Source organism: Flavobacterium sp. AC274, from assembly GCF_979258275.1.
This window is the reverse complement of record NZ_OZ409852.1, coordinates 4,727,819-4,752,615: the sequence shown is the minus strand read 5'-3', so window position 1 is coordinate 4,752,615 and position 24,797 is coordinate 4,727,819. Positions and strand designations below refer to the sequence as shown.

At 35.2% G+C, this 24,797-nt stretch carries 25 protein-coding genes, 1 tRNA gene and 1 pseudogene; 13 read left to right on the top strand and 14 right to left on the bottom strand.

Features of this window, described 5'->3' with window-relative positions; all coding sequences use genetic code 11:
* Positions 1-12 precede the first annotated feature (12 nt).
* From ACZZZT_RS21580 to ACZZZT_RS21525, 12 genes are all read left to right on the top strand, one after another.
* The gene (locus ACZZZT_RS21580; RefSeq protein WP_393051187.1) at positions 13-561 is read left to right on the top strand and encodes a DNA-3-methyladenine glycosylase I; all 549 of its coding nucleotides are present in this window, start codon (positions 13-15) and stop codon (positions 559-561) included.
* Between the two features lie 8 nt (positions 562-569).
* Positions 570-1,478, top strand: a complete 909-nt coding sequence (locus ACZZZT_RS21575) for a helix-turn-helix domain-containing protein (protein ID WP_315248881.1) — start codon at positions 570-572, stop codon at positions 1,476-1,478.
* Positions 1,479-1,732: 254 nt separating this feature from the next.
* Complete coding sequence (locus tag ACZZZT_RS21570; RefSeq protein WP_192185094.1) at positions 1,733-2,545, top strand: SDR family oxidoreductase; 813 nt, start codon at positions 1,733-1,735, stop codon at positions 2,543-2,545.
* Positions 2,546-2,644: 99 nt separating this feature from the next.
* Positions 2,645-3,325 (top strand): SDR family NAD(P)-dependent oxidoreductase, encoded by a 681-nt coding sequence (locus ACZZZT_RS21565; protein ID WP_463461873.1) that lies wholly within the window; start codon positions 2,645-2,647, stop codon positions 3,323-3,325.
* An 84-nt stretch (positions 3,326-3,409) separates the two neighbouring features.
* Positions 3,410-4,339 carry an AraC family transcriptional regulator gene (locus ACZZZT_RS21560; RefSeq protein WP_192185088.1) on the top strand — a complete coding sequence of 310 codons (930 nt, stop codon included), beginning with the start codon at positions 3,410-3,412 and terminating at the stop codon, positions 4,337-4,339.
* A gap of 201 nt (positions 4,340-4,540) precedes the next feature.
* Positions 4,541-5,185, top strand: coding sequence for a putative quinol monooxygenase (locus ACZZZT_RS21555; protein ID WP_463461872.1), 645 nt, complete (start codon positions 4,541-4,543; stop codon positions 5,183-5,185).
* 29 nt (positions 5,186-5,214) lie between these two features.
* On the top strand, positions 5,215-6,054 hold the full coding sequence (locus tag ACZZZT_RS21550; protein ID WP_463461871.1) for an oxidoreductase: 840 nt from the start codon (positions 5,215-5,217) through the stop codon (positions 6,052-6,054).
* A gap of 21 nt (positions 6,055-6,075) precedes the next feature.
* The gene (locus tag ACZZZT_RS21545) at positions 6,076-6,597 is read left to right on the top strand and encodes a nuclear transport factor 2 family protein (RefSeq protein ID WP_463461870.1); all 522 of its coding nucleotides are present in this window, start codon (positions 6,076-6,078) and stop codon (positions 6,595-6,597) included.
* 36 nt (positions 6,598-6,633) lie between these two features.
* Positions 6,634-7,635 (top strand): bestrophin family protein, encoded by a 1,002-nt coding sequence (locus ACZZZT_RS21540; RefSeq protein WP_463461869.1) that lies wholly within the window; start codon positions 6,634-6,636, stop codon positions 7,633-7,635.
* A 95-nt stretch (positions 7,636-7,730) separates the two neighbouring features.
* Positions 7,731-8,657, top strand: coding sequence for a type 1 glutamine amidotransferase domain-containing protein (locus ACZZZT_RS21535; protein WP_463461868.1), 927 nt, complete (start codon positions 7,731-7,733; stop codon positions 8,655-8,657).
* A 220-nt stretch (positions 8,658-8,877) separates the two neighbouring features.
* Entirely contained in the window at positions 8,878-9,462 is a 585-nt protein-coding gene (locus ACZZZT_RS21530) for a VOC family protein (RefSeq protein WP_225585183.1), read from the top strand.
* Between the two features lie 225 nt (positions 9,463-9,687).
* The gene (locus ACZZZT_RS21525) at positions 9,688-10,611 is read left to right on the top strand and encodes a hypothetical protein (protein ID WP_463461867.1); all 924 of its coding nucleotides are present in this window, start codon (positions 9,688-9,690) and stop codon (positions 10,609-10,611) included.
* 639 nt (positions 10,612-11,250) lie between these two features.
* On the opposite strand, the gene ACZZZT_RS21520 is transcribed toward ACZZZT_RS21525, so the two are convergent.
* Positions 11,251-11,583: a Crp/Fnr family transcriptional regulator gene (locus ACZZZT_RS21520; protein WP_463461866.1), complete on the bottom strand. Its 333-nt coding sequence runs from the start codon at positions 11,581-11,583 to the stop codon at positions 11,251-11,253.
* Between the two features lie 173 nt (positions 11,584-11,756).
* On the opposite strand from ACZZZT_RS21520, the gene ACZZZT_RS21515 reads away from it, so the two are divergent.
* Entirely contained in the window at positions 11,757-12,203 is a 447-nt protein-coding gene (locus ACZZZT_RS21515; RefSeq protein WP_192185082.1) for a cupin domain-containing protein, read from the top strand.
* 207 nt (positions 12,204-12,410) lie between these two features.
* On the opposite strand, the gene ACZZZT_RS21510 is transcribed toward ACZZZT_RS21515, so the two are convergent.
* The 13 genes and pseudogenes from ACZZZT_RS21510 to ACZZZT_RS21450 form a co-directional block, all read right to left on the bottom strand.
* Positions 12,411-13,574 carry an IS3 family transposase gene (locus tag ACZZZT_RS21510; protein ID WP_463461865.1) on the bottom strand — a complete coding sequence of 388 codons (1,164 nt, stop codon included), beginning with the start codon at positions 13,572-13,574 and terminating at the stop codon, positions 12,411-12,413.
* Positions 13,575-13,877: 303 nt separating this feature from the next.
* Positions 13,878-13,962 (bottom strand) — tRNA-Ser (locus ACZZZT_RS21505).
* A 160-nt stretch (positions 13,963-14,122) separates the two neighbouring features.
* A complete protein-coding gene (locus ACZZZT_RS21500; RefSeq protein WP_042566611.1) occupies positions 14,123-14,512 on the bottom strand; it encodes an acyl-CoA thioesterase in 390 nt (129 codons plus the stop codon).
* Between the two features lies 1 nt (position 14,513).
* Positions 14,514-15,644 carry a 3,4-dihydroxy-2-butanone-4-phosphate synthase gene (gene ribB, locus ACZZZT_RS21495; RefSeq protein ID WP_042566610.1) on the bottom strand — a complete coding sequence of 377 codons (1,131 nt, stop codon included), beginning with the start codon at positions 15,642-15,644 and terminating at the stop codon, positions 14,514-14,516.
* A 2-nt stretch (positions 15,645-15,646) separates the two neighbouring features.
* Positions 15,647-16,987 (bottom strand): LptF/LptG family permease, encoded by a 1,341-nt coding sequence (locus ACZZZT_RS21490; RefSeq protein ID WP_463461864.1) that lies wholly within the window; start codon positions 16,985-16,987, stop codon positions 15,647-15,649.
* 120 nt (positions 16,988-17,107) lie between these two features.
* Positions 17,108-17,800, bottom strand: a complete 693-nt coding sequence (gene lolA1 / locus ACZZZT_RS21485; protein ID WP_042566730.1) for an outer membrane lipoprotein periplasmic chaperone LolA1 — start codon at positions 17,798-17,800, stop codon at positions 17,108-17,110.
* A gap of 7 nt (positions 17,801-17,807) precedes the next feature.
* A pseudogene (locus ACZZZT_RS21480) lies at positions 17,808-20,257 on the bottom strand (DNA translocase FtsK).
* Positions 20,258-20,275: 18 nt separating this feature from the next.
* Positions 20,276-20,650 (bottom strand): diacylglycerol kinase family protein, encoded by a 375-nt coding sequence (locus ACZZZT_RS21475; RefSeq protein WP_042566607.1) that lies wholly within the window; start codon positions 20,648-20,650, stop codon positions 20,276-20,278.
* 10 nt (positions 20,651-20,660) lie between these two features.
* Positions 20,661-21,158, bottom strand: coding sequence for a thiol peroxidase (gene tpx / locus ACZZZT_RS21470; RefSeq protein WP_042566606.1), 498 nt, complete (start codon positions 21,156-21,158; stop codon positions 20,661-20,663).
* 585 nt (positions 21,159-21,743) lie between these two features.
* On the bottom strand, positions 21,744-22,001 hold the full coding sequence (locus ACZZZT_RS21465; RefSeq protein ID WP_042566605.1) for a DUF6952 family protein: 258 nt from the start codon (positions 21,999-22,001) through the stop codon (positions 21,744-21,746).
* Positions 22,002-22,067: 66 nt separating this feature from the next.
* Positions 22,068-22,376, bottom strand: a complete 309-nt coding sequence (locus tag ACZZZT_RS21460; protein ID WP_008462030.1) for a thioredoxin family protein — start codon at positions 22,374-22,376, stop codon at positions 22,068-22,070.
* Between the two features lie 253 nt (positions 22,377-22,629).
* On the bottom strand, positions 22,630-23,268 hold the full coding sequence (locus ACZZZT_RS21455; RefSeq protein ID WP_007805603.1) for a peroxiredoxin: 639 nt from the start codon (positions 23,266-23,268) through the stop codon (positions 22,630-22,632).
* Positions 23,269-23,403: 135 nt separating this feature from the next.
* Entirely contained in the window at positions 23,404-24,792 is a 1,389-nt protein-coding gene (locus ACZZZT_RS21450) for a glycoside hydrolase family 3 protein (protein WP_463461863.1), read from the bottom strand.
* Positions 24,793-24,797 lie beyond the last annotated feature (5 nt).

Here is a 24,797-nt window from a genome sequence, read left to right as displayed (position 1 = left end):
ATTTTCTTTAAAATGTCATATTGCAGTTATTTAAATAGTATGTCGGGTCCGAGAAAAGAACTTCATAAATCGTATCACGATAACCAGTACGGCTTTCCGATACACAATGACGACGAATTATTTGCAAGGCTGATACTCGAAATAAACCAGGCTGGACTGAGCTGGGAAACCATCTTAAAAAAGCAGGATACTTTCCGAGCAGCGTATGATAATTTCAGCATTAAAAAAGTCGCAGAATATCAGGAAAACGATAGGGAAAGATTGTTGAACGATCCCGGTATTATCAGGAATCGGCTAAAAATCAATGCCGCGATTGAGAATGCCAAAACCATACTAAAAGTGCAGCAGGAATTTGGCTCGTTCGAAAAATGGCTGGACAGCCATCATCCAAAGTCATTAGCAGAATGGATGAAACTTTTTAAAAAGACATTCAAATTTACCGGTGGTGAAATTGTCAATGAATTTCTCATGAGTATCGGGTATCTTCCAGGCGCACACAGCACCAATTGTGAAATCTACCATAAAACGCTGGAAGCAAAACCAGCCTGGAACAGAAAATAACGGAAATTATGAAAAAGCTAAAAACCTATACCTATACAAGTATCTCAAATGCAATGGATCAGTTAGGCCTTCCAAAGCCAAAACATCCTTTGATTGCACTTGTAGACTATAAAGATATTAACATATCCGAACAGCCTAATACTGCATTTATTCTTAAGTTCTATAAAATATCATTCAAAAAGCATTTTGCCGGAGCTATCAAATACGGTCAGGGACATTATGATTTTGAAGAAGGCGGACTTTCCTTTACTGCGCCCGATCAGATTGTTTATTCTTCAGATCAGGAAGCAGACTATAGTGGTTATACTTTGATTTTTCACCCTGAGTTTCTTAGAAATTATCCTTTGGCAAAAAATATTGCCAATTATGGATTTTTCTCCTATTCAGTTGCCGAAGCACTCTATCTTTCTGATAAGGAAAAACAGATTATTTTTTCAATTTTTGAGAATATCATCCTGGAACTCGACAATAACATCGACCATTTCAGTCAGGATGTAATTATTTCCCAAATCGAATTGCTGCTCAACTACAGTAATCGATTTTACAATAGGCAGTTCATTACTCGAAAACCGATACACAACGATATGCTGTCTGAAGTTGAAGCGTTTCTATCTTCTTATTTTGATACTGATAAATCACTCATTGGAGGATTGCCAACGGTACAAGATGTAGCCGATCATGTAAAGGTTTCACCTCGCTACCTGAGTGACATGCTTCGCTTGCTTACCGGGCAGACTACTCAGCAGCACATTCATTCCCGACTGATCGAAAAAGCAAAATCTATTCTGGCAAACAGTGACCTGAGTGTTGCAGAAATTGCCTATCAGCTGGGATTTGAGCATCCGCAGTCTTTTAATAAACTCTTCAAGCAAAAAACAAAAAACTCTCCCGTCGAGTTTAGAAAATCATTGAATTGATAGTAGTATAATCTACTCGTTTTAACAAAAGCCCACAAACTGTGGGCTTTTGTTGTTTTATGATTTTAATGAAAAAATATCATTTTGCAAATATTTAAAATGTAATAAAATATTTTTTGTTGAGATCCATCTTTGATATTCATAATAGAGGCTTTGTTATTCGTACAGCCCACGTCTTGGTTTCGTTGCAACTTTGCTTTATAGAAAATCAACATCTATTAAATCATATTAAAAATCATTAAAACTTAGAAATCATGAGTACAACAAAAACAATTTTGATTACCGGAGCAGGTTCCGGATTAGGAGAAGGAGCAGCATTTGGTTTAGCTAAATTAGGTCATAAAGTTATTGCAGGAGTACAAATCCTGCCGGAAGTTACTGCCTTACGCAAAAAAGTTGCCGAAGCAGGACTTGAAAACAATATAGAAGTGGTAAAACTGGACATTCTTGACAAATACGACGTTGCCAATGCCTTAAAACGTGACATCGATGTATTCTTTAGTAATGCAGGAATCGGGGAAAGCGGTCCGGTATTTGAAATTCCGCTTGATTTGGTTCGTGCTAATTATGAAACAAATGTTTTTGCTCCGCTGCAATTGTCACAAGGCTTTGCTTCTAAATGGATCACAGAAGGCAAAAAAGGTAAAATCGTATTTACTTCTTCTATGGGTGGATTATTCACGCCATCTGGTTACGGAATCTACGTTTCAACCAAACACGCTCTTGAAGCAGTTGCAGAAGCATTGGCTGATGAATTGAATCCTTACGGAATCAAAATCCAAACCATTAATCCTGGAGCTTACTTAACTGGTTACAACGAAACGATGGCTGAAAATGCTTTCCGCTGGCTGGATGACGACAAAAACTTTACCAAACGTGCTGATATGAAAGCCAATTTCGATTCGCTTTTAGGTACACCAGAAGGAAGACTGGATCCACAGGAAATGATTGATGCAATTATCGAAATTGTACCGTCAGATAACGGTAAATTCAGAAACGTGGTACCGCAATTCGTGGAAGACATGTTAAAAGACCACCAGTTAAAAGCTTGGGAAAATACCATTTAATGATCACTTTTCATAATAATGATGGTTTCAGCAGGGCATCTCAATAATAGGATGCCCGAATAAAATAATATAGTTTAAGAAAATCTAATACTAAATATCATGTCAACAAAAAAATCAATATTAATAGTTAGTGCAGGCTCGGGTTTGAGCCTTTCAGTTGCCGAACAATTCGGTAATGAGGGATTCGCTGTAGGTCTGATCAGCCGTAATCCCGAAAAGTTGAAAAACTTAAAAGAATATTTAGATGCAAAAGGAATTGAAAGTTATACTGCTTCAGGTGATGCCGGAAATGCTGAAGACCTTACCAATGCAATACAAACTTTAGGTGAGTATTTAGGAGGTTTCGACGTTGTACACTATAATGCCGCCGTTGTAAAAGCTCAGGATATCCTCGCAGAAAGTTCCGAATCTTTAACAAAGGAATTTACGGTAAACGTTGCAAATGCTTTACATACCTTACAAATTACCTACTCTGATTTAAAACAGAAACAGGGAGCATTACTTCTAACTGGAGGTGGTCTTGCTTTAACGCCAAGAGCAGATTATGGTTCACTATCGATTGGTAAAGCAGCATTACGAAGTCTGGCCTATCAGCTGCACAGTCGTCTAAAGATAGAGAATATTCATGTAGGCTTATTGACCGTGGATGGTTTGATTGATCCGGCAAGTAAGACCCATTCTCCCGAAGAACTGGCAAAATTATTTTATGCGCTATATCTTGACAGATCTATTGTAGAAATACACCACGCAGCCGAAAGCACACATTATAAAAGCCTTTAATCCCAAAAGGGCAGAATTTAAAGCACTAATTTTTTAAAGGTTAGTGCTTTTTTTATTAATTTTACAAGACTAATAATTATGAGAATGGTAAGAGAAACACTTGATAGTAAAGAGATTAATACCCTTCGCGATTTGCCGGATATGATTCCTGTTTTTCGTGAGTTTTTTGAAGATTGGACCATAAGGGTATTTAACCGTGAACAGCACGAGTGCCGTAATTACCTTTCTCCAAACCGCAGGGAGTTTTACAAAATATTATTAATTACAAAAGGGCAGGGGGTATTTACGATGGGGCTTAATACCTACTATGTCGAAGAACCTACTTTACTATTTATTCATCCAAATGATATCATTTCTTGGAAAAATATTTCTCAAGAAGGAGAATCTGGAGGCTATTATGTACTTTTCAAAAAATCGTTTGTCAACCATCATTTACAGTTAAAAGCTATAATAGATAAATTCGCATTGTTTACAGACAAACCAAAAAGTGTAATTCGCTTAAGTCAGGAAGAACTTCCCCGAATTACTCAGTATTTTGAGCGGATGCAGGAAGAAGAGCTGGATAAAGCTAATGTTGATTTTAGAGAAGACTCCCTACAGGCATTTCTTCAGTTATTAATGGTAGAAAGCATGAAGGTAGCCCGATTTCCGAAACCAGATGAAGTTACCGAGGACTATTCACACATACACCATTTCTTTGATTTATTAGAAAAGGAAACTTCAGGTATCAACTACGATCAGCCAATCCGTATCAAAACCGCAAAGGAATTTGCTTATGACCTGCAGATGCATCCTAATTATCTCAATGCAGTTCTTAAAAAACATACAGGTCAGAATGCAAGCACACATATTAGAAACAGAATTCTTGATGAAGCCAAAGCCTTACTGGTACAGACAGACTGGAGCCTTCAGGATATAAGTTTTAGTGTTGGTTTCGCAGAACAGCCTAATTTCAGCCAGTTCTTCAAGAAAAATACTGGTTTTACACCTGCCGAATTCAGACGCAGTTTCTAAAAATCCATATCATATTATATATACAAAGCCCTCAATTTACGAGGGCTTTTTTATTAGCATATCTGCAATTATTTAAAATCTTTGATATTCATAATATAGGCTTTGTTATTCGTACAGAATAAGCTTGGGTTTATACTGAAATTTGTATCATCAAATAGGATAAACGATATCCTTACCGATAACAATTTAGATACAAATATTATGAATACAAACAATACAGACACAGTTACTTTATTTGTAAAGCTTTTTGTAAAATCGGAAAGCAATGCGAAAGCAAGACAGGCACTATTGGCAGATGTGCATGGTGCATGGAGTGAAGAAGGCAATTACAAAATGGAACTTTACGATGCCGCAGAAAAGCCAAATGTTCTGTACCTCTTTGAGCGATGGAAAAACCAGGCTGCTTTAGAAAAACACTTTAAACAGCCTTATACCGTAGGCGCTTTTGATCTTCAAAAAGCAGATTTAGTGAAGCCTATAGAAATGAACTACCTCACAGATCTTTGGCCACCGGTTAACGAAACCCCGAAAAAAGAAGACCACAGAGCCTTAACAACGTTGATAGTTCCTTTTGAAGTAAAACATGGAAATGGCCCGCAAATTATAGAGCTCTTTGAAAAATTTGTGCCTCTGGTTAGACAGGAGCAAGGGAACGTTGAATTCAGTTTTCACAGCGTAAAAGGAAATGATAATCTATTTGTGCTGTACGAACGTTGGGAAACTCAGCAAAATCTTGAAGCACACAATAAACTTGAGACAACTGCTGAATTAGTCGATAATGTAGGGAAATTAGTAAATGGAACCGTTTTGGGCTCGGTACTTTTCGTAACAGACATCAGCAAATAAGAATCAAAAACAATATAAAATTTTAAGTCATGAAAAATAAAAAAGTATGGTTGATTACAGGAGCTTCCCAAGGAATAGGTTTTGCTGCAGTGAGATACCTATTGTCAAGAGATCAGACAGTTATAGCAACTACAAGAGATGCTGGCAAGTTTGATCAAAGCGTTCGCAGCAATCCAAAACTGGAAGTAATCAGTCTTGATTTAACAGATGAAAATGCTGTTAAAACAGCCATTACAGCTGTTCACAAAAAATATGGTACAATCGATATGCTCATCAATAATGCCGGTTACGGATTTGCGGGAGCTATTGAAGAAGCAAGTGAAAAAGAAATTGCCAATGTTCTTGCTATTAATGTTGAAGCTACCATAAGGGTAACCCGATATGTTTTGCCAATTATGCGCAAAGCAGGCAACGGTCATATTATTAACCTTTCTTCTGCATCAGGATTAGTAAGTTCGCCAGGATTCGGAATATACAATGCAGCTAAATATGCAGTTGAAGGATTCTCAGAAGCACTTTATCATGAGGTAAAAGACTTAGGAATCAAAGTTACTATTATTGAGCCTGGCGCCTTCCGTACCAATTTTTTAGATAGCTCGCTGGCCGTATCGCAAAATACCATTTCGGACTACGATGCCACTGCGGGCAAATTTAGGAACACACTTAAAAACAACAATGGTAATCAACCGGGAGATCCAGAAAGAGCAGCACGAATTATCGCTGAAATAAGCGAGATGAAAAATCCGCCATTACGCCTCCTGCTAGGACAGGATGCATACACTCGGGTAACAAAAAAAATAAGCGAAATGCAGACCGAAATAGAACAATTTAAATACATGACCCTTGCATCGGGCTTCACACTTAATTAATCAACTAAAAATAAAAACATCATGAAATCGCAGATTCACAAACACAAAAAAAACAATTTCTCCAGTGTGAGTAAAACTTTAAAAATGACATTATGTGTTTTTATTGCCCTGCTGGGTTTTGACACCTCTGCACAAACGCAGGCTGAAAACAAAAAGATCATTAAAGCCGGCTTTGAGCGTTGGGCAAAAGGAGAAGGAAGTTTCTTTGACCTGCTTACCGATGATATGGTCTGGACAATTAATGGAAGTGCCCCACTTTCCAAAACCTATAACGACAAACAACAATTTTTGGAAGAAGTCATCAATCCGCTTAATGAGCGTCTTTCCAAAAAAATTGTCCCTTCACTGAGGGCACTATATGCAGAGAAAGATATTGTGATTGCACTGATAGATGGTACAGCAACTGCCAAAGATGGACAGCCTTACAATATGTCTTATGCTTGGTTTATGCAGATGGAAAAAGGTAAAATTATTCGTGTTGAAGCATTTCTGGATGGAATTCAATTTGCGGACATAATGAAAAGGATTCCTGCAGGAAACTAATTAGATCAACTATTCAACCACTAAAAAATTATAATCATGCACGCAGGAAGACGTTATTCGTTATCAGAATTTTTGATATGGTCACGACGCGGTATATACTATTTATTTATAGTATCGGCTGTACCGGTTTTACTCTATAAATTATGTGGATTACAATGGATGTACATTCCTTGGGCACCCGTAACATTGATAGGAACTGCAGCAGTATTTATTGCAGGCTTCAGGAATAATGCCACTTATGCACGTTCGTGGGAAGCCAGACAAATCTATGGGGCAATTGTTAACAGCAGCCGTTCCTGGGGTATTATGGCAAAGGATTTTATCGACAAAAAGAATCCCGATCTGCAGAACCTGAGGAGAATCCTCATCTACAGACATATTGCATGGCTGACGGCATTGCGGTTTCAGTTACGCCAGCCAAGAAAATGGGAAAATGTCCGTGTTCAGTCAAGATACAGGGAATATGCAAAAAAGTATCGGGTGGCAGAATGGGATGAAGATTTAGTTGATATTATAAAACCCCTTTTGTCTAAAAATGAGCTCGCTAAAATCATTGATGCTGCCAATCCTGCTGCACAGATAATAGGCCTGCAGTCAGAGCACATTAGCCAGCTGAATTCCGAAAACAAAATCGAGACCTTGAAATACGTCGAAATGGTTACTGTGTTAAAAGAATTTTATGATCAGCAGGGGCGCAACGAGCGTATCAAAAACTTTCCGTACCCAAGGCAATTTGCCAGTATAAGCCTGTTTTTCATTCACCTCTTTATTATAATGACGCCATTCGGAATCCTCAAGGAATTTGACAACCTCGGAGTTTATGGTATATGGCTTACGATACCATTCAGCATGATTATAGGCTGGATATTCCTGATCTTGGAAGGTGTAGGTGAAAGTACTGAGAATCCGTTCGAAGGAGGGGCAAACGATATTCCGATAACCGCAATCAGCCGGACTATAGAAATTGATTTACGCGAAATGATCGGTGAAACCGATGTGCCTCTTCCATTACAACCGATAAATAATATTTTGATGTAACCGCCGGCATCAAATTAAAAAAATTCGTTCGCGTATCAAATTCTTTTCGTAAAGAAACTATATACAATTCTAATAACCATTAAAAAATTATAATCATGAAGATATTTAGATCAAAGCACTTGAAACTACCTCTATTAGTAATGGCAGCATCTCTCTTATGGGGCTGTAAAAATTCAGAAACTTCAACTAATTCTAATCAGACAGACACTATGGAAAATACAAAAAAAACAGAAAATGAAAAGTACGTATTGATTGTACTTTCAGCACAAAACGTATTGAGAATGAATGACAATTCAACCATTCATACAGGCTACTTTTTAGATGAATTGGCAGTTCCAGCACAGGCATTGGTAGCTGCAGGTTACACTCTTGAACTCGCTACCCAGGATGGAGTGGTTCCAACAATGGACAAAAACTCAAACGATGCGGTTTATTTCAGCAACGATCAGACCGCCTATAAAAAAGCACTCGATTTTGTAAAGACTTATCCTGCTTTCAGCAAACCTAAAAAGCTGTCAGAAGTGGCCAATTCAGATCTTAATAAATACAGTGCTTTGTTTGTACCGGGTGGCCGCGCACCAATGACTGATCTTATGCAAAGTACTGATTTTGGAAAAATCCTTCGCTACGTTCATGAGCAGAACATTACCACGGCATTTTTATGTCACGGACCAGTTGCGCTGACTGCAGCACTTGCTGACCCCGTAAATTACCGTAAAGCGCTTGTCGAAAATGACAAATCTGCCATTTCAAAATTCGGTAAAGACTGGATTTATTCCGGCTATGAAATGGCAATATTTTCGAATTCGGAAGAGGATAATGCGCTTAAAGACAGTAAGGCAAAATTACCATTCTATGTGGCAGACGCCTTAAAATTTGCAGGAGGAAAAACAGTACACGGAGAAAACTGGAAATCTTTTATTATACAAGACAGAGAACTGATAACCGGCCAAAATCCTGCATCCGATCATGCTATAGCAGATGCATTGGTGAAAGCATTAGCAAAAAATGAAAAAGAATAATCAAACTTTTCAAAACGCAGTTTTGGCGAAATTCAACAATAAGTCTGTATTGATCTGGTAAGTCTTGTAGCATTGTCATAATCTTTCCTTATAAACCACTTATAATTCATCTTTGAAATTCATAATAAACCCTTTGCAATAGGTATAATCTACCTAAGGTTTTATTCGGAATTTTGGAGTATCAAATAACAAATAAATATTAATTTTAAAATTAGAAATCATGAAATCGAAGATTCACGAACACCCAAAAAACAATTTATTCTTAGTGAGTAAAAACTTTATCAAAAACACAGTAATAGCATTAAGTCTTTTAATTGCTTTAGTATCAAATGCACAACACAAACATGACACAGGATTTAAAATGCCTGCCTTAAACCCGAAAAGCCCTTTGGCTGAATTGAACGGGAACCACGTAGGTATCAGAGTACCTGATTACGACGCTGCCATTAAATGGTATACCGAAAAATTAGACTTCCGTATTATACACGAATGGCCTTACGCCGATGAAAAACTGGCTTATTTAGCACCAGCCAATAGCAATGATTTTTGGATTGAAATTCTAGCAGGCGGTAAATTAAGTGAACCAATCGTGTACAATGATTTAGGAAAAAGCCTAGAGAAAGCAGGGTTTCACCATATCTGTATGGATGTAACAAGTGTTGACAAAACTGTAGCAGAATTGAAAAAGCGAGGTGTAACCATTGTAGGAGATATCTTTTATTTACCTGCTATCAGCCGCAAACTTGCGTTCTTTCAGGATCCATGGGGAAATATGATTGAACTTTCAGAAATTGTTAAAAAATAAGTTGAGATTTGCCATAAAAGCCTTTATTTTTCCAAAGGCTTTTATGATTTACCAAAGTAGTAGTTTGTACTGAGTACTAACTAAAATTGTAAAGATGATTAATAAAATGAAACAGCCAATTCTAATCTAGTTTTCAAACTATTACGTTTCTTGTTTTTATGTTCTCATGAACAGAATTACTTAAAAGTATAGACATTAGTAAAATTGCAATAAATAGAATAAAAAATGATAAATAAAAAATTTGCGTACACAGGACTTTGTTTTTTTTTAGTTACAATAATGCTTCAGGCGCAGCGTGCTGAAAGTTTGCAAACCATACTGCTGAGCGAGAGAACACAAACTGCTCCAGAAGATATTTTTAAGAAATTTAGAGATGCTGGAATGAAGCCAGTTAATCATGAACTGACAAAAACTGAAAAGGAGAAAATCAGCAAGGCAATCTCTATATTGCCACCCTTGCATCAAAAAGTTTTAAAAGACCATTTGCACAGCATCAGTTTTATGGATAATATGCCAAATACAGCACTTACATCTTTGATTGTAAATCCAGGTCCTGCAAAAACCTTTAATATAACTTTTCGTGCTGGAATTTTAAACGAAACAATTTCAAAATGGGCTACCTGGAAAGAAAATACCTGTTATAGTAAAGTTGAAAACAATAATTATCAGGTTGTTATTGAGGCTGGTGAGATGGATGCCATTGTATATGTTTTACTTCATGAAGCAACTCATGTTGTAGACATGGTTTTAAATACTACCCCTCCAATGTATGACACAAAGCAGGTTTGGCCAGCTCAAACTCCTTTTACAGTTGGTATTTGGCATAAACCAACAGAACCTTTGGGAGATGCAACTAATTCATTGCTGGAAACTACACGTTTTAGAAGTGGTGAGGTTTTGCCAATTTCATCTGCACCAGATGTTTACAAAGCACTTCAGGAAACACCATTCTGTTCTTTGTATAGTATGGCTACATGGTCTGAAGACCTTGCCGAAATGCTGACTATTTATCATTTAACACAGAAAATGAACCAGCCTTTCAAAATAGTAATTAAACAAGATGGAATGGACATTTTTACCTATGAACCTTTTAATAACCCAAAAGTTGTAAAAAGACAAAACAACTTAGCGGTGTTTTATGAGTCTTAGACATTGTAGAAAAAAAGCTTTGGAGAAATCTGAAGCTTTTATAATTTAGAAGTGAACCATTTTAAAATGAAATTAAGCTTTTATTTATTTTTAGAAGTTCTCAAAAAAGTATCGAAGCTTCAATTATACAAAATGTATTATTAGTGGATGGAAACAAAAAGAGGTCGCGCAACAGGGAAATAAGGAAGATTATCGAAGCAGTTGCCTTGACCGCTTATGCTTCGAGTGATCGTTCAAAGTCCATAAAGGATCTTTAATTTATAAATCTATCATTTTTTTAGAATATTGTAGTCACTTAACCTTGCTTCCTCCTTTGTTAGTATATCATAAAATGAAATGTATTACGTTAATTAGAAGTTAAAGAAATGTATTCTATCCTTATTTTAAGTTCCTGAGAGTTTATTATAATATGAATATTTATCTACTTATTACTGCTGTTGGTTCAACGAATTGACCGTCTGATACGACTCAAAGATTGGGCAGTAATCCCTAGATAAGACGCAATATCAATAAGGGGAACATGGAGTACCAAACTAGGCTGCAGCGTTAGCAGCTTCGAGTACCTTTCGCTTGATTTTACACCCAGATAGCTGTTCTTGATATTGATCATTTCAACCATAGTTAAATGTGCTATCTTGTCTAGAAGCGATCTAAAAAAGGAAGCTTTTCAAATAAAATAAATAAATTCTTTCGGTTAATCTCCATAACAATAACGTCGCTTGCAGCTTCTAAGCCCTGCTCGGCAGGAATATTATCATACAAGCTATATAGAAAACTCATGAATTGATTTTCCTCCATAAAGAAATAAGAGTGATCGCGATCCTGGTCGCTGGGAACGGTAATTTTTAATATACCCTGAACAATAAAAAATAAATTTTGAGTGACTTTCCCATGGTGGCACAGTACTTCTCCTGCCTTGTAGTGCACAGCATGGAAACTTTCCTGTAAAATTTGCTTTTCTTCTGCACTCAATATTTTAAATTGCTGAAGATACTCGACATGTGAGGCAGACATAAGGATGATTTTGCAGTAATTGTAGGCTTTATTTTGAAAAATTTAATTTTTTTTATCAGCTTTTCTTACCAATTGTTAAGTTTAACCGTAATACTCTTTCGGTTATTTGTATAAATAAAAACAGATAAAATATGAACAATCATTTTTGGTTATTTGGCACGAAGGTACACATTCTTTCTGATGTAGAAATTAATAATTCTGATTTTGATCTGGTGGAAGGTATGTTTCCACCAGGAGCACAATCGCCACTTCATGTACATACAAAGTATTCAGAAACACTATATGTTTTAGATGGAGAAGCCATTGTTTACACTCCCAAACTTGTCCAGAATGTGAAAGTAGGAGAGAGTTTTCACATTCCGGCGAATATACCACATTGTATAGTTAATGGTTCAAATGAAAAAAATTTCAGAGCCCTTGCAGTAGCACACCCAGGAGGATTCGCAAAATTAATAAGAGCGATTGGAATAGTTGAAGATGAAAACATAGCTTTACAACAGCATGATATGGAGCTGGCTGGTCAAATTATGGAAGAGGTTGGCGATATAATTTTGGGACCTCCAGGAATACGTCCTTAAATTTGTAGTTACCGGCATAAATAAAATTTTGCCGGTTTTTAAGGGTTTTAATACAGTTTTGAACCTTTCTTCTGTATTCCTTGTCAATACTGAGTTTCTAATTCTTAAAAATCTCTTGCGCCACGATTTTGCCAAATAACTCAAATACCTGTTTTTTAAAATTATTTAATCTTTTTTATCTTCTTCAATTTGTATTGTAGTTTGCTTTTATGAAATATGATATTTATTTTGAAATTCTTTTATTGTCAGATTTTCAAGTGCAGAATGTCTTCTACAAGTGTTATAAAAATTTTTAATATAGTCAATGATTGATTTTTGTGCTTTTTTTATTGTTGTATAGTTATTTTGATAAATTAGTTCTGTTTTTAATGTCTTGAAAAAACTTTCAGCGACTGCATTATCATAGCAGTTACCCTTTCTACTCATACTTTGGGAGATTTGATCACTTTTTGATAATGTGGAAACAAAATCTTTACAGGCGTACTGAATCCCTCTGTCTGAATGAAATATTAATTTCTGGTTACCGGTTAAAGGGCGATTACGTAGCGCTTGTTTAAAAGCGGTGATAGTGGTGTCAACTGCTCTCATAGTTTTACTTAACGACCATCCTATTACTTTGCGGTCAAACAGGTCTATTACAGCAGTAAGGTATGCCCAGCCTTTTTTAGTCCTAATATAGGTAATGTCAGATACCCATACCTGATTTTGGTTGCTCGCTTTAAAATTCTGATTTAATAAATTCGGTGCTGCAGGATATTTGGGAGAGGATATCGTGGTTCTTTTAAATTTTAATTTTGGAATCCTAGGCATATTATTTTCCAGCATAATCTTTGCAACAAAAGATCGGCAAGCTTTTATTTTGATAGATGATAACTCTTTGGATATTCTTCTACTTCCATACCTGCCTTGACTCCAGTGATAAATTCTTGTAATCTCAGACATTATAAATACTTTACGTTCAGCTCTGCTTGTAGGCAATCCTTTTAACCATTTATAGTAGCTGCTGGGATCTACATGAAAAATTTTGCACATCTTGAATATGGGAAATTTATCGGCGTTCTCTCTGATAAATTGATACCTTACTCGTCTTTTCTGCAGAAGATATCCAGCCCCTTTTTCTAGAATATCCCGTTCCAGCTTGATGTTCTTAATTTCCTTTTTTAATCTTAATATTTCTTTTCTGTTCGTATAGGAATCAGACGATTCCTGAAGGGTAAGTTTTCCATCCTTGTAGAGTTTCTTCCAATGCTGCAGACTGTGTTTATTTATGCCCAGCTCCTGGGCTACGCGATCTACACTTTTGTACTGGTTGCTGAGTGTGACCGCACAGATTTTAAATTCCAATGGCCACCGTTTTCTGGTTTCCTGCATTTTTTCAGATTTAGATGCTGTTCAATTTATTGAAAAGTATTGTATTCTAAATTATCTAACTCAAAGCTTGCAGAAAAATTCTAAAAAAAAACAGCCTTAAGTTTTTGTGGCAAAAAAGGTATCCACTCCATTTCCAAATGTGCCACGAATGTGCCACAAAGATTTTGTTCGATTTTATAAATATTGAAAAGTGGTATAAAAGAAAAAACCCTGCAAATCGTTGGATTTGCAGGGTTTACCGCTCTTTTCGGCCTTTTTTGAAAACTTTGAAAATCTTATTTTTCCTTTGTTTTCGGGCCTTCGCGGAGAAAGAGGGATTCGAACCCCCGGACCTGTTACAGTCAACAGTTTTCAAGACTGCCGCATTCGACCGCTCTGCCATTTCTCCAATATGTTGCGATCATTTGCTGATTGCGAGTGCAAATATAAGACCCTTTTTCGGTTCTCAAAACTTTTTTTAAGCTTTTTTACTGATTATTTTAAATTAATTTTCAAGTGCTTCATAATCAGTATTTATTTTAAAAACATTTTTACGTTAAATTACGTAATTAATCCAAAATTGGTGTTGGTTTCTTGTTTTCATCAACTGCAACAAACGAAAAAGTTCCTGAAACTACCGTTTCACGAAGCTCCGAATACATCTGTTCCATGAAAATATCAACGTGAATTTTACAGCTGGTTCTTCCTACGCTATCAACTTTTGCAACTAATTCGATTAAAGTTCCGGCCGGAATTGCTTTTTTAAAATCAATTTGACCAGTTGAAATCGTCACAACTTTCTTTCTGCTGAATCTTGTGGCACAAATAAAAGCCACTTCATCCATAAGATGAAGCGCAGTTCCCCCAAATAATGTATCATAATGATTTGTAGTACTCGGAAAAACTGCTTTAAATATGTGAGTCTCTGCTTTTGAAATTCGTTCTTCTAAAGTCCCCATATTAGTAGCTTACATATTCAGTGATTTCAAGACCGTATCCAATCATTCCAACACGCTTAGTTTGTTCCGTATTTGATACCAGTCTAATTTTTGAAATATCAATATCATGCAGAATTTGAGCTCCAATTCCGTAATCTTTACTGTCAATTACAATTTTTGGTGCTTTCAATGTGCCATTAGACTGCAAAGCTTTCAGTTCGGAAATTCTGTTTAGCAAGTTTACAGCAGACATATCCTGATTAATAAAAATAATGGCACCTTTGCCGTTTTCATTAATCACCTTAAACATATCGTCTAATTGCTGTTCTGCATTATTTGTTAGAGTACCTAATAAATCATTATTTACCTGTGAAGAGTGAATTCTTGTTAAGATAGGTTCTCCAAGATTCCATGTTCCTTTCGTTAAAGCAATATGAATTTGTTTATTTGTCGTTTGTTCGTAAGCTCTTAATCTAAAAGTTCCAAAACGGGTTTCAATATCAAAATCCTCTTTCTTAACAATTAAACTGTCGTGCTGCATTCTGTAAGCCACAAGATCTTCAATCGAAACTAATTTCAAATTGAATTTTTTAGCCACTTTCACAAGTTCCGGCAAACGAGACATAGTTCCGTCTTCATTTAAAATTTCACAGATTACACCAGCTGATTTAAAACCAGCCAATCTTGCAAAATCAATTGCCGCTTCCGTATGTCCGGTTCTTCTTAAAACACCACCTTGTTTGGCTACCAAAGGGAAAATATGTCCAGGTCTTGCCAATTCATGTGGCTTTACATTTGCATCTGTCAGGGCCAATACTGTTTTTGCCCTGTCTGCTGCTGAAATTCCTGTTGTTACTCCATGTCCTTTTAAATCTACAGAAACCGTAAAAGCAGTTTCCATATGATCTGTATTATTGGTAACCATTGGTCTTAAATCCAATTCTTTACAACGGCTTTCTGTTAATGGAGCGCAAATTAATCCGCGTCCGTGTGTAGCCATGAAATTGATCATTTCCGGAGTTACTTTTTCGGCTGCAGCCAAAAAATCACCTTCATTTTCACGATCTTCATCATCGACTACAATGATTACTTTACCTTGACGAATATCTTCTATAGCTTCTTCAATGGTATTAAGTTGTATTTTTGTTGACATAATTATTGTTTGTTTTGAGCGGGGGAAAATCGCTCCGAAATTTTTTGAAACAGTTGTGATATTGGAGTTGTAATGGCATCAAAATTAATTAATCCATTGTCGTTTGTGGCACGATATGTTAATAAAACCGCCAATGGCAGTAGTATAAAAGAAGACATCCATGAGCCCATAAAAGGAGTCATACCGCCTTCCTGCGAAAGTCTTTTTCCAAAAGTATTAATAAAGTGGAATGTAATAAAAATCAAAACCGCAAATACAATTGGCAAACCAAGTCCACCTTTACGGATGATAGCGCCTAATGGAGCGCCGATAAAAAACATTAAAAAGCAAGCAAAAGCAATTACAAATTTCTCGTATAATGCGCTTAAATGTTTATTAATATCTCTTTGTTTGTCTTTTAAATCTTTTTGAGTCGATTCAATAGAGTAGATGTTACTTGTAACAGTACTGCTTGCCATTTTTAAAATATCAGACTTTTGTTTGTTGGTATACAGAGATAAAAGATCATTTGGTAATGCCTTTTTCTTTTTGTCTGTTTTTAAAACTTTCGGAGAAGCTTTGATTCCAACACGCTGATTTATATTTTCTGAAAATGAAACTATTTCGTTATTCAGGTTTTTATTTAAGGAGTCTAAAGTATAGCGTAATTCATTTACATTCAGCATTCCGTTTGTACTGTTTACGCTTGCCTGGTTTTCATCAACTTTGTTTAGTTCGGATAAATCAATGTTGATAATTTGTTTTTTAAAATCACTTTTTATAAAAGGAAGTTTAGAACGATCTTCGTATTTTTTTGGAGTTACATCCTGATAATAATAACCGTCATTTAAAACAAGTTTTAAAATACTCGATTTTTCATTACTGATTAATTCACCATCTTTAGCTTTTATAACAGTTTTGTTTTCGCCAAAACTATTTGCTTTTTCATGAATCGTAACCCCGGTCAAAATGTTTCCGTTTTCGCCTGATTTTTTGTTTACCTTAATATTATATGTTCCAACATCGTTAAACTGACCTTCGGCAATAGCCATAGCAGGCTTGGCTTGAGCGATGTTTTTTCTGAAATTGACAAATTTATATTCAGCATACGGAATTACATTATTGGCAAACCAAAACGCAACAATACTTAATACGAAGATAAAAATGATTAAAACCCGCATCGCTCTTTGCAATGATATTCCCGAAGATTTCATGGCTGCAAACTCATAATTTTCGGCTAAATTTCCGAAAGTCATAATCGACGACAGTAAAACCGATAAAGGTAAAACCAACGGAATAATTCGAGGCATTGAGAAAAGAAGGAATTTTATAACCAATATCAAATCAAGGTCTTTACCTGCCAATTCAGAGATAAAGAGCCATACAGTTTGAAGAATGAATATAAAAAAAGGATTACAAATACCGTAGTAAATGTAATCAGAAATGTTTTTAGTAAGTATTTGTCTAAAATTTTCAACCTTGGTTTAATCTAATTTGTTGATGTAGTATTTTGGATATTTGCTCGCTACAAAGGTAAATTGATTTTTTGATAAAGGCTGATTGGTTTTAAAAGAATTAACGGTTAAAGTGGTTTTTGTTCCATTTTTTCCTGTTTCAATCAAATTGTAGATGTGTTTTGTTTGTACATCAATACCTAAAAGAATCTCTTTTCTTTGATCTTTGGTGTTTGTAGGTGCTAATTTAATGTATTGAATTTTTCTTCCTTTTACATTTTGAACAATATCCATATTGTATTTGTATCCGGAATTAAAGAAAGTAAGCATTTTTGAAGGCGTAATAGCATTATCGTCTTTTTCGTTTACTTTTGAAATAGTAACTTCTTCATCTTCAGGAACAATAGTATATGTTTTTTGCCCGTCGAATATTTTAGTAACGCCCATGAAATTCAATACATATTGATTGCCTTTCATTACAACATTTCCTTTGCTGTCCTGATTGATATTTTCTTTAGCATTGTTCAAAGAATATTTAAAGTCAATAGCAATATTGTCGTAACTTTTTATTTTGGCTGTTACCTGGTTCAATAAATCCTTTGCTTTTTTATCCTGAGCCTGAATAGAGGTAAAGCTCAAAAGAAATAAAAGTGCTATTTGTAAGCATTTTTTAGTCCTGTTTTTGATAGAATTGTTGTTGATTTCTTGAATTTTTGCTTTCATGATAGAATTAATTTTGTTCATTGTTAAAAAATTGATCAAGAGCACTTAAATCTAAGATGTTCACACTACGTGCTTTACTGCCTTCAAACGGACCAACAATACCGGCTGCCTCCAGTTGATCGATCAAACGACCTGCTCTGTTGTATCCTAATTTTAATTTTCTTTGCAATAAAGATGCTGAACCTTGTTGTGCATTGACAATAATTTCAGCGGCTTCTCTAAATAAAGTATCTCTTTCGGAAATATCTATATCAAGATTAATGCCATTTTCTTCTCCAACAAACTCTGGAAGCAAATATGCTGTGGCATATGCTTTTTGTGAACCAATAAAATCTGTAATTTTTTCAACCTCAGGTGTATCAATGAAAGCACATTGAACACGGGTTACATCATTTCCATTTGTATATAATAAATCTCCGCGGCCAATTAGCTGATCGGCTCCCTGAGTATCCAAAATTGTTCTTGAATCAATTTTTGAAGTTACTCTAAAAGCAATTCTCGCGGGGAAATTCGCTTTAATCAAACCTGTAATTACGTTTACCGAAGGTCTTTGTGTTGCGATAATTAAGTGAATACCAATAGCACGTGCTAACTGAGCCAAACGAGCAATCGGAATTTCGACTTCTTTTCCTGCCGTCATAATCAAATCGGCAAACTCATCGACAACTAAAACTATGTAAGGTAAAAAGCGATGTCCAGCTTCGGGATTTAATTTTCTCGATTTGAATTTTTCGTTGTATTCTTTAATATTACGCACCATTGCATCTTTCAACAATGAATAACGATTGTCCATTTCAACGCAAAGTGAATTTAACGTGTTCACTACTTTTGCATTGTCTGTAATAATCGCATCTCCTGCATCAGGAAGTTTGGCTAGATAATGTCTTTCAATTTTATTGAAAAGCGTAAGTTCTACTTTTTTCGGATCGACCAAAACGAATTTTACTTCTGCCGGATGTTTTTTATATAAAAGCGAAGTTAAGACTGCATTTAATCCAACCGATTTTCCTTGTCCGGTAGCTCCTGCCATTAATAGGTGAGGCATTTTGGCTAAATCGACAACAAAAGTTTCGTTTGAAATAGTTTTTCCCAAAGCAATTGGCAACTCCATTTCAGCTTCCTGAAACTTTGCAGATCCAATAACACTTTTCATAGAAACCATAGTAGGATTCTTGTTTGGAACCTCGATACCGATTGTTCCTTTTCCGGGAATTGGCGCAATAATACGAATTCCTAATGCCGAAAGTGACAAAGCAATATCATCTTCTAAACTCTTAATTTTAGAAATCCTGATTCCCGCTTCCGGTACAATTTCGTATAAAGTTACCGATGGACCAACGGTTGCTTTAATCTGTGCAATTTCAATTTTGTAGTTACGAAGTGTGTCTACAATTTTGTTTTTATTTTCTTCTAATTCTTCCTGATTAATTGTGATTCCGCCTGTCGAATATTCTTTTAATAAATCGATTGTTGGAAATTTATAATTTGATAAATCCAAAGTTGGGTCAAATAAACCAAAATCAGCAACCAGACGCGAAGCCAGATTTTCTTCGATAATATCTTCTTCTTCCGGTTTTTCGATAACCAATTCGTCGTTGTGAACAGGAGTTTCCGTTACCGGATTTATATTCATCTGAACTGGTTTTAAAACCGGATTTAAATCAATTTCTGATGAATTTGTAATAGTTGGTTTTAAAGCTTCTTTGTTGATTTCGAATTGAGTATCTTCCGTTTTTAAATGAATATTATCTAATTCAGGATCTTCTTCCTCAATAGCGAATTCTTCTAAATTATAGGCGCTTTCCGGTTGTGGCTGTGTATTCAGAGAGCTTAATTCTGTTTTTAATTCTTTTTTAGTTGAATCAAAATACGATTGAATTTTCTCAGGAGATAATTTTATTTTGAAAATCAGATACACGATTAATCCGAAAAGCAAGGCCAATAAAGTCCCTGTTTTTCCGATGTAATCCTGTGAAAATAAGTTTAATTCATAACCAATTGTTCCGCCCAATTCTGGTGCAGAGGTAGCAAAGAATCCAAATAATATGGATACAATAATAATAGCAAATAAATCCCAAAACCAGATATTTTTTAGCTTTCTAAGCGATAATTCCAAAGCCAGAAACATTCCGGTAAGGAAAAATAATCGCACAAGTATAAAAGATGCGATTCCAAAACCTCTGTATACAATTAAATCGGCAAGATAAGCGCCAAATTTCCCTAGCCAGTTTTGTACAACTTCAGATCGATCATCAAGCTGGCTAACAGCGCTTTGATCTAATTGCCATTGTCCGTTGACATAAAAAGAAATAAATGCAACTAATAATGCAATAGAAAATAATATCAAAAGACAACCCATAACAAAACGTTGTTGTTTGTTAGGTCTCCAAGATTTTAAACTCTCAGCTTTTGGTTCGTTTTTTTATTTACAGTATCTTTTTTGGTTGTTTTTGCCATTCTTGCGTTTAGTATTGCCTATATAAATTTGGGTATATAAATAATCAAGCCTATTGCTATTGCTGTCATTGCGGCAAAAAATACCGCTCCTGCAGCAATATCTTTAATAAATCCGATTCTTTTGCTGTAATCAGGATGAATAAAGTCGGCAATTTTTTCTACAGCCGTATTCAATCCTTCAATGCTCATTACTAAACCGATGGCTAATACCTGGAAAAGCCATTCAGTTTGTGAAATATTAAAATAGAACCCCGCAATGGTCATAATAATTCCCAAAGAGAATTGAACCATGATGCTATGCTCTGTTTTTATAAGTTTAACAGCTCCGTTAAAAGCATAAGTCATGCTTTTTAATCGACCTGTTACAAAGGTATTATCTTTTTCAAATGCCATTATCTGGATATTATAGTGCTGCTAAAGCTGCTTCGTAATTTGGTTCGTTTGCAATTTCAGCAACTTGTTCTGTATGAAGAACTTTTCCGTCAGCATCAACCACAATGATTGCTCTTGAGTGTAAACCGGCTAAAGGTCCGTCAAGGATTTCTAAACCATTTGTTTTACCAAAAGAACCTTCTTTAAAATCAGATAAGTTTACAACATTCTCTAATCCTTCAGCACCACAAAAACGTTTTTGAGCAAATGGTAAATCTCTCGAAATACACAAAACAGTAGTGTTTTCTAAATTGCTTGCACTTTCGTTAAATTTTCTAACAGAAGTCGCACAAGTTCCCGTATCGATACTTGGAAAAATATTTAAAACTAATTTTTTACCAGCAAAATTGCTTAATGAAGCTACTGATAAATCATTTTGTACTAATTTGAAATCAGCAAGTTGTGAACCTACTTTTGGTAATTCTCCTGATGTATGAACTGGATTTCCTCCTAATGTTATTGAAGCCATGGTGATTTTTTTTAATGAGGTTCAAAAGTAAGGATTAATATTTGAATCTAAAAGTATTTGTTAGGCGTTGTCATCACAATTAAGCTAGTTATAAGATAACGAATAATTTGTGAATTTATGTTGTGAATGTTCTGATTTTGTCTTTGTGGTTTTGTGTCGATATGGAACGCGGATGACGCTGATTCGCTTTGCGAAAACACAGATTAACGCGGATTTTTTTGTCTTTGCGAGGAACGAAGCAATCTCACTTGCTAAATCACACTTTGTCTTATTATTAGTGCGGTTACTTTCGCCCCTACGAATACGTCTTCCTCGCAATGACTTTGCTTACGTTTATCTTTGTCAAAGTTTTAAACTTTGACAAAGATTCTGCACATCGTTTTGCCCGCGAGAGGGATAGGAGCAATCCGCCGCGGCGGAGCGGATAGCCCGACAGCATTAGGGAAAGGGGAGAATAAAGCCATGCTAAATTAGCTCCTTTTTCTAATGTTGTCTCGCCCAAATAATAGGTATAAAAAAAGCGCTCTCTTGTTCAGAAAACGCTTCTTTAGTCATGTTTTTTTATTTTTCAGGAAAGAGGTCGATTTATTTATCGATCGAACCTAAAACACGTTTCATGAACGCATTTAAAGCTTCTTTTTTGTCAGTACCCTGAGATACCATTTTGTGTACTTCAAGTGCACCGTACATATTTGAAATCAATTCGCCAATTACATCCAATTCTTCATCTTTTAAAGACGGAATCTCAGTCATAGCTTCAAGAACTTCAATAGTTTCGATGATATAATCCTGATCGTTTTCTTCGATAAATTGGGTTAATTGCTTTATTACAGGTAATTTCATAATTTTTTGTTTAAGCGTTAAATCGTTTTTTTGTTTAATCGATTAAACGAATAAACAAATAACCAATTAAACAATAGCGTTTACCAAGTCGATTAAAACTTCTTGTTTGTTGGTTTGAGTTTCTCCAACCAATTGCCCGTTTACGAAAGTGGCAAATGTTGGCAAGTTGCTCACATTGGCTAATTTTCTTGATTCCGGAGAATTTTCTGCATCAACCAAAACAAAAGTGATAGCTTCATTTTCTGTTGCTAATTTTTTGAATTTTGGTTTCATAATACGGCAATTTCCACACCATGAAGCTGAATATTGTACTACTACTTTTTCGTTTTTAGCAACTAAATCTGCTAACGTATCTTCGTTTAAGTCGATTAACATACCTTTTGATTTAAATTCCAAATTTTTTAAATTCCAAATTCCAACTCTTAGGATTGAAACTAAAAAAATAAATATTGAAATGTTATTTTTTTAATGAAATTCCAAGTTTATAAATTCCAAATTCCAACTCTTGCGATTGAACTTAGAAATGTTATACCTGAAATGTTATTGATTTTTGAATTGAATTTTCCAGTTTTTAAACTCCAAATCCCAATTGGAATTTGGAATTTAAAAAATTTGGAATTTTATTTTCTTAGTTTGCGCTTAAGTATTCAGCAGTACTGATTCTGTCAGCAGACATAGCTTCTTTACCAGCTTCCCAGTTTGCAGGACAAACTTCTCCTTTTTCCTGGATGTGAGTGTAAGCATCAACCATTCTTAAGTATTCGTTTACATTACGTCCTAATGGCATATCGTTAACACTTTCGTGGAAGATTTTTCCAGTTTCGTCAATTAAATAAGTAGCTCTGTAAGTTACGTTTGAACCTTCGATGATAACTGAATCAGTTTCTTCGCTGTATTCTGTAGTTTCAATATCTAAAATTCCTAAAATGTTAGATAAGTTACGGTTTGTATCAGCAAGGATTGGGTAAGTAACACCTTCGATTCCACCGTTGTTTTTTGGAGTGTTTAACCACGCAAAGTGTACTTCGTTTGTGTCGCAAGAAGCTCCGATTACGATAGTATTTCTTTTTTCAAATTCTGGTAATGCAGCTTGAAAGGCGTGTAATTCAGTTGGACATACAAAAGTGAAATCTTTTGGGTACCAAAACAATAATACTTTTTTGTTGTTGTTTACTGCTTCTTCAAAAATGTTGATTTTTAAATTATCACCCATTTCTGAGATAGCATCTACTGCAATACTTGGGAATTTTTTTCCTACTAAAGACATATTTTTCGTTTTAATGTTAAATATTTATTTGGTGCAAAAGTAGGGTATAAGTAAAGGTATTTGCAATAAGATGTAATTATTAATATTTATTAAGTAATAAATTTTAGTTATGGTGATGATTGAATAATTTGTAAGTTATTGGATGTCAATATTTACGGGTAAACTTCCTGAATGATTTTTATTTTCAAGAAGATAAATTCCTGCAATTTTTTGAAATTCGTCAAAATCCTGATACGCTTCAATTAACCCAGAAGCCTTAGAAAGATTCGGAATTAAAGGTAAAACATAAGGATTCCCAAAAACATAAACAACACATTTTTTGGTTTGAAGCAATTCTGAAAGTAAAACGAAGATTTCATTATTGACTTCAAAATTATTCAAAGGTTTTGCCTTCGGAACAAATAAGGAAATAAGAATAGTTTCGAAATTTTCCAATCCTTTTTTGATGGATGAAATATCTGAAATTTCCAGATTTTCAAAAGCAAATTCTGGTGAAGGTAATTTTGAATTTAAGGTTTTGAAAAAAGTATTCTCAACATTTTTATATAAACTCAATTTGGCTAATTGATTGTTTTTTTGAGATCCAAAAATTAGTTCAGAAATAGAATGATCAATAACTTTTGTAATGCAATTTTCGGCAATTTCAAGATTTAATTGAGAGGCTTTTTCGAAATTTAACTCGCCTGTTGCAGCAAAAGAATCATTTAAAAGACCCACTTTTTCTTTCGCATTCCTAATTCTGTTGAAACTTTCTTCGATTCTATCCGGCGAAGCATTTTTAAGAATGGTTTCAATTCCTTCGGGAACATTTTCGGCGAAGCATAAAATATCATTTCCGGCGTTGAAAGCTTCCCATTCCAATTCGCCTTTTGTTTCATACAATTTAGAAACGCTGTGCATGTTTAGTGCATCAGAAATTACCAAACCATCGTAACCCAATTTCTCACGTAAGAGCGTTTCGATAATAGGTTTTGATAAAGTTGCCGATGTGTTTTTTCCGTCATTCAAACTCGGAACCGCCAAATGCCCAATCATAATCGAGTCGACATTATTTTCGATTCCTTTAATGAAAGGATATAATTCGTTTTCTAATAATTCTTCAAGCGTTTCATTTAAAACCGGCAATCCCAAATGCGAATCGACATTGGTGTTTCCGTGTCCGGGAAAGTGTTTCAGACAGCCTAAAATGCCAACTTCCGACATTCCTTTTAAATATTCGACAGCAAAATCAGCGACTTTCTTTTTGTTTTCACCAAAAGAACGATACCCAATAACCGGATTATTTGGGTTATTGTTGATGTCTGCCAAAGGCGATAAATTGTAATGAATTCCGGCGGCTTTTAAGTCCTGACCAATTTGTTTTCCAACTTCGTAAACCAAATTAGCTTTGTTTTCCGGTAAAGCGCCAAGCGTAATCGCGTACGGATATTGCGGAGTTTTTTCGATACGCATCGCCAAACCCCATTCGGCATCAATACTAATTAAAAGTGGGATAGAAGCCGCTTTTTGGTAACGAACAATCAAGTCTT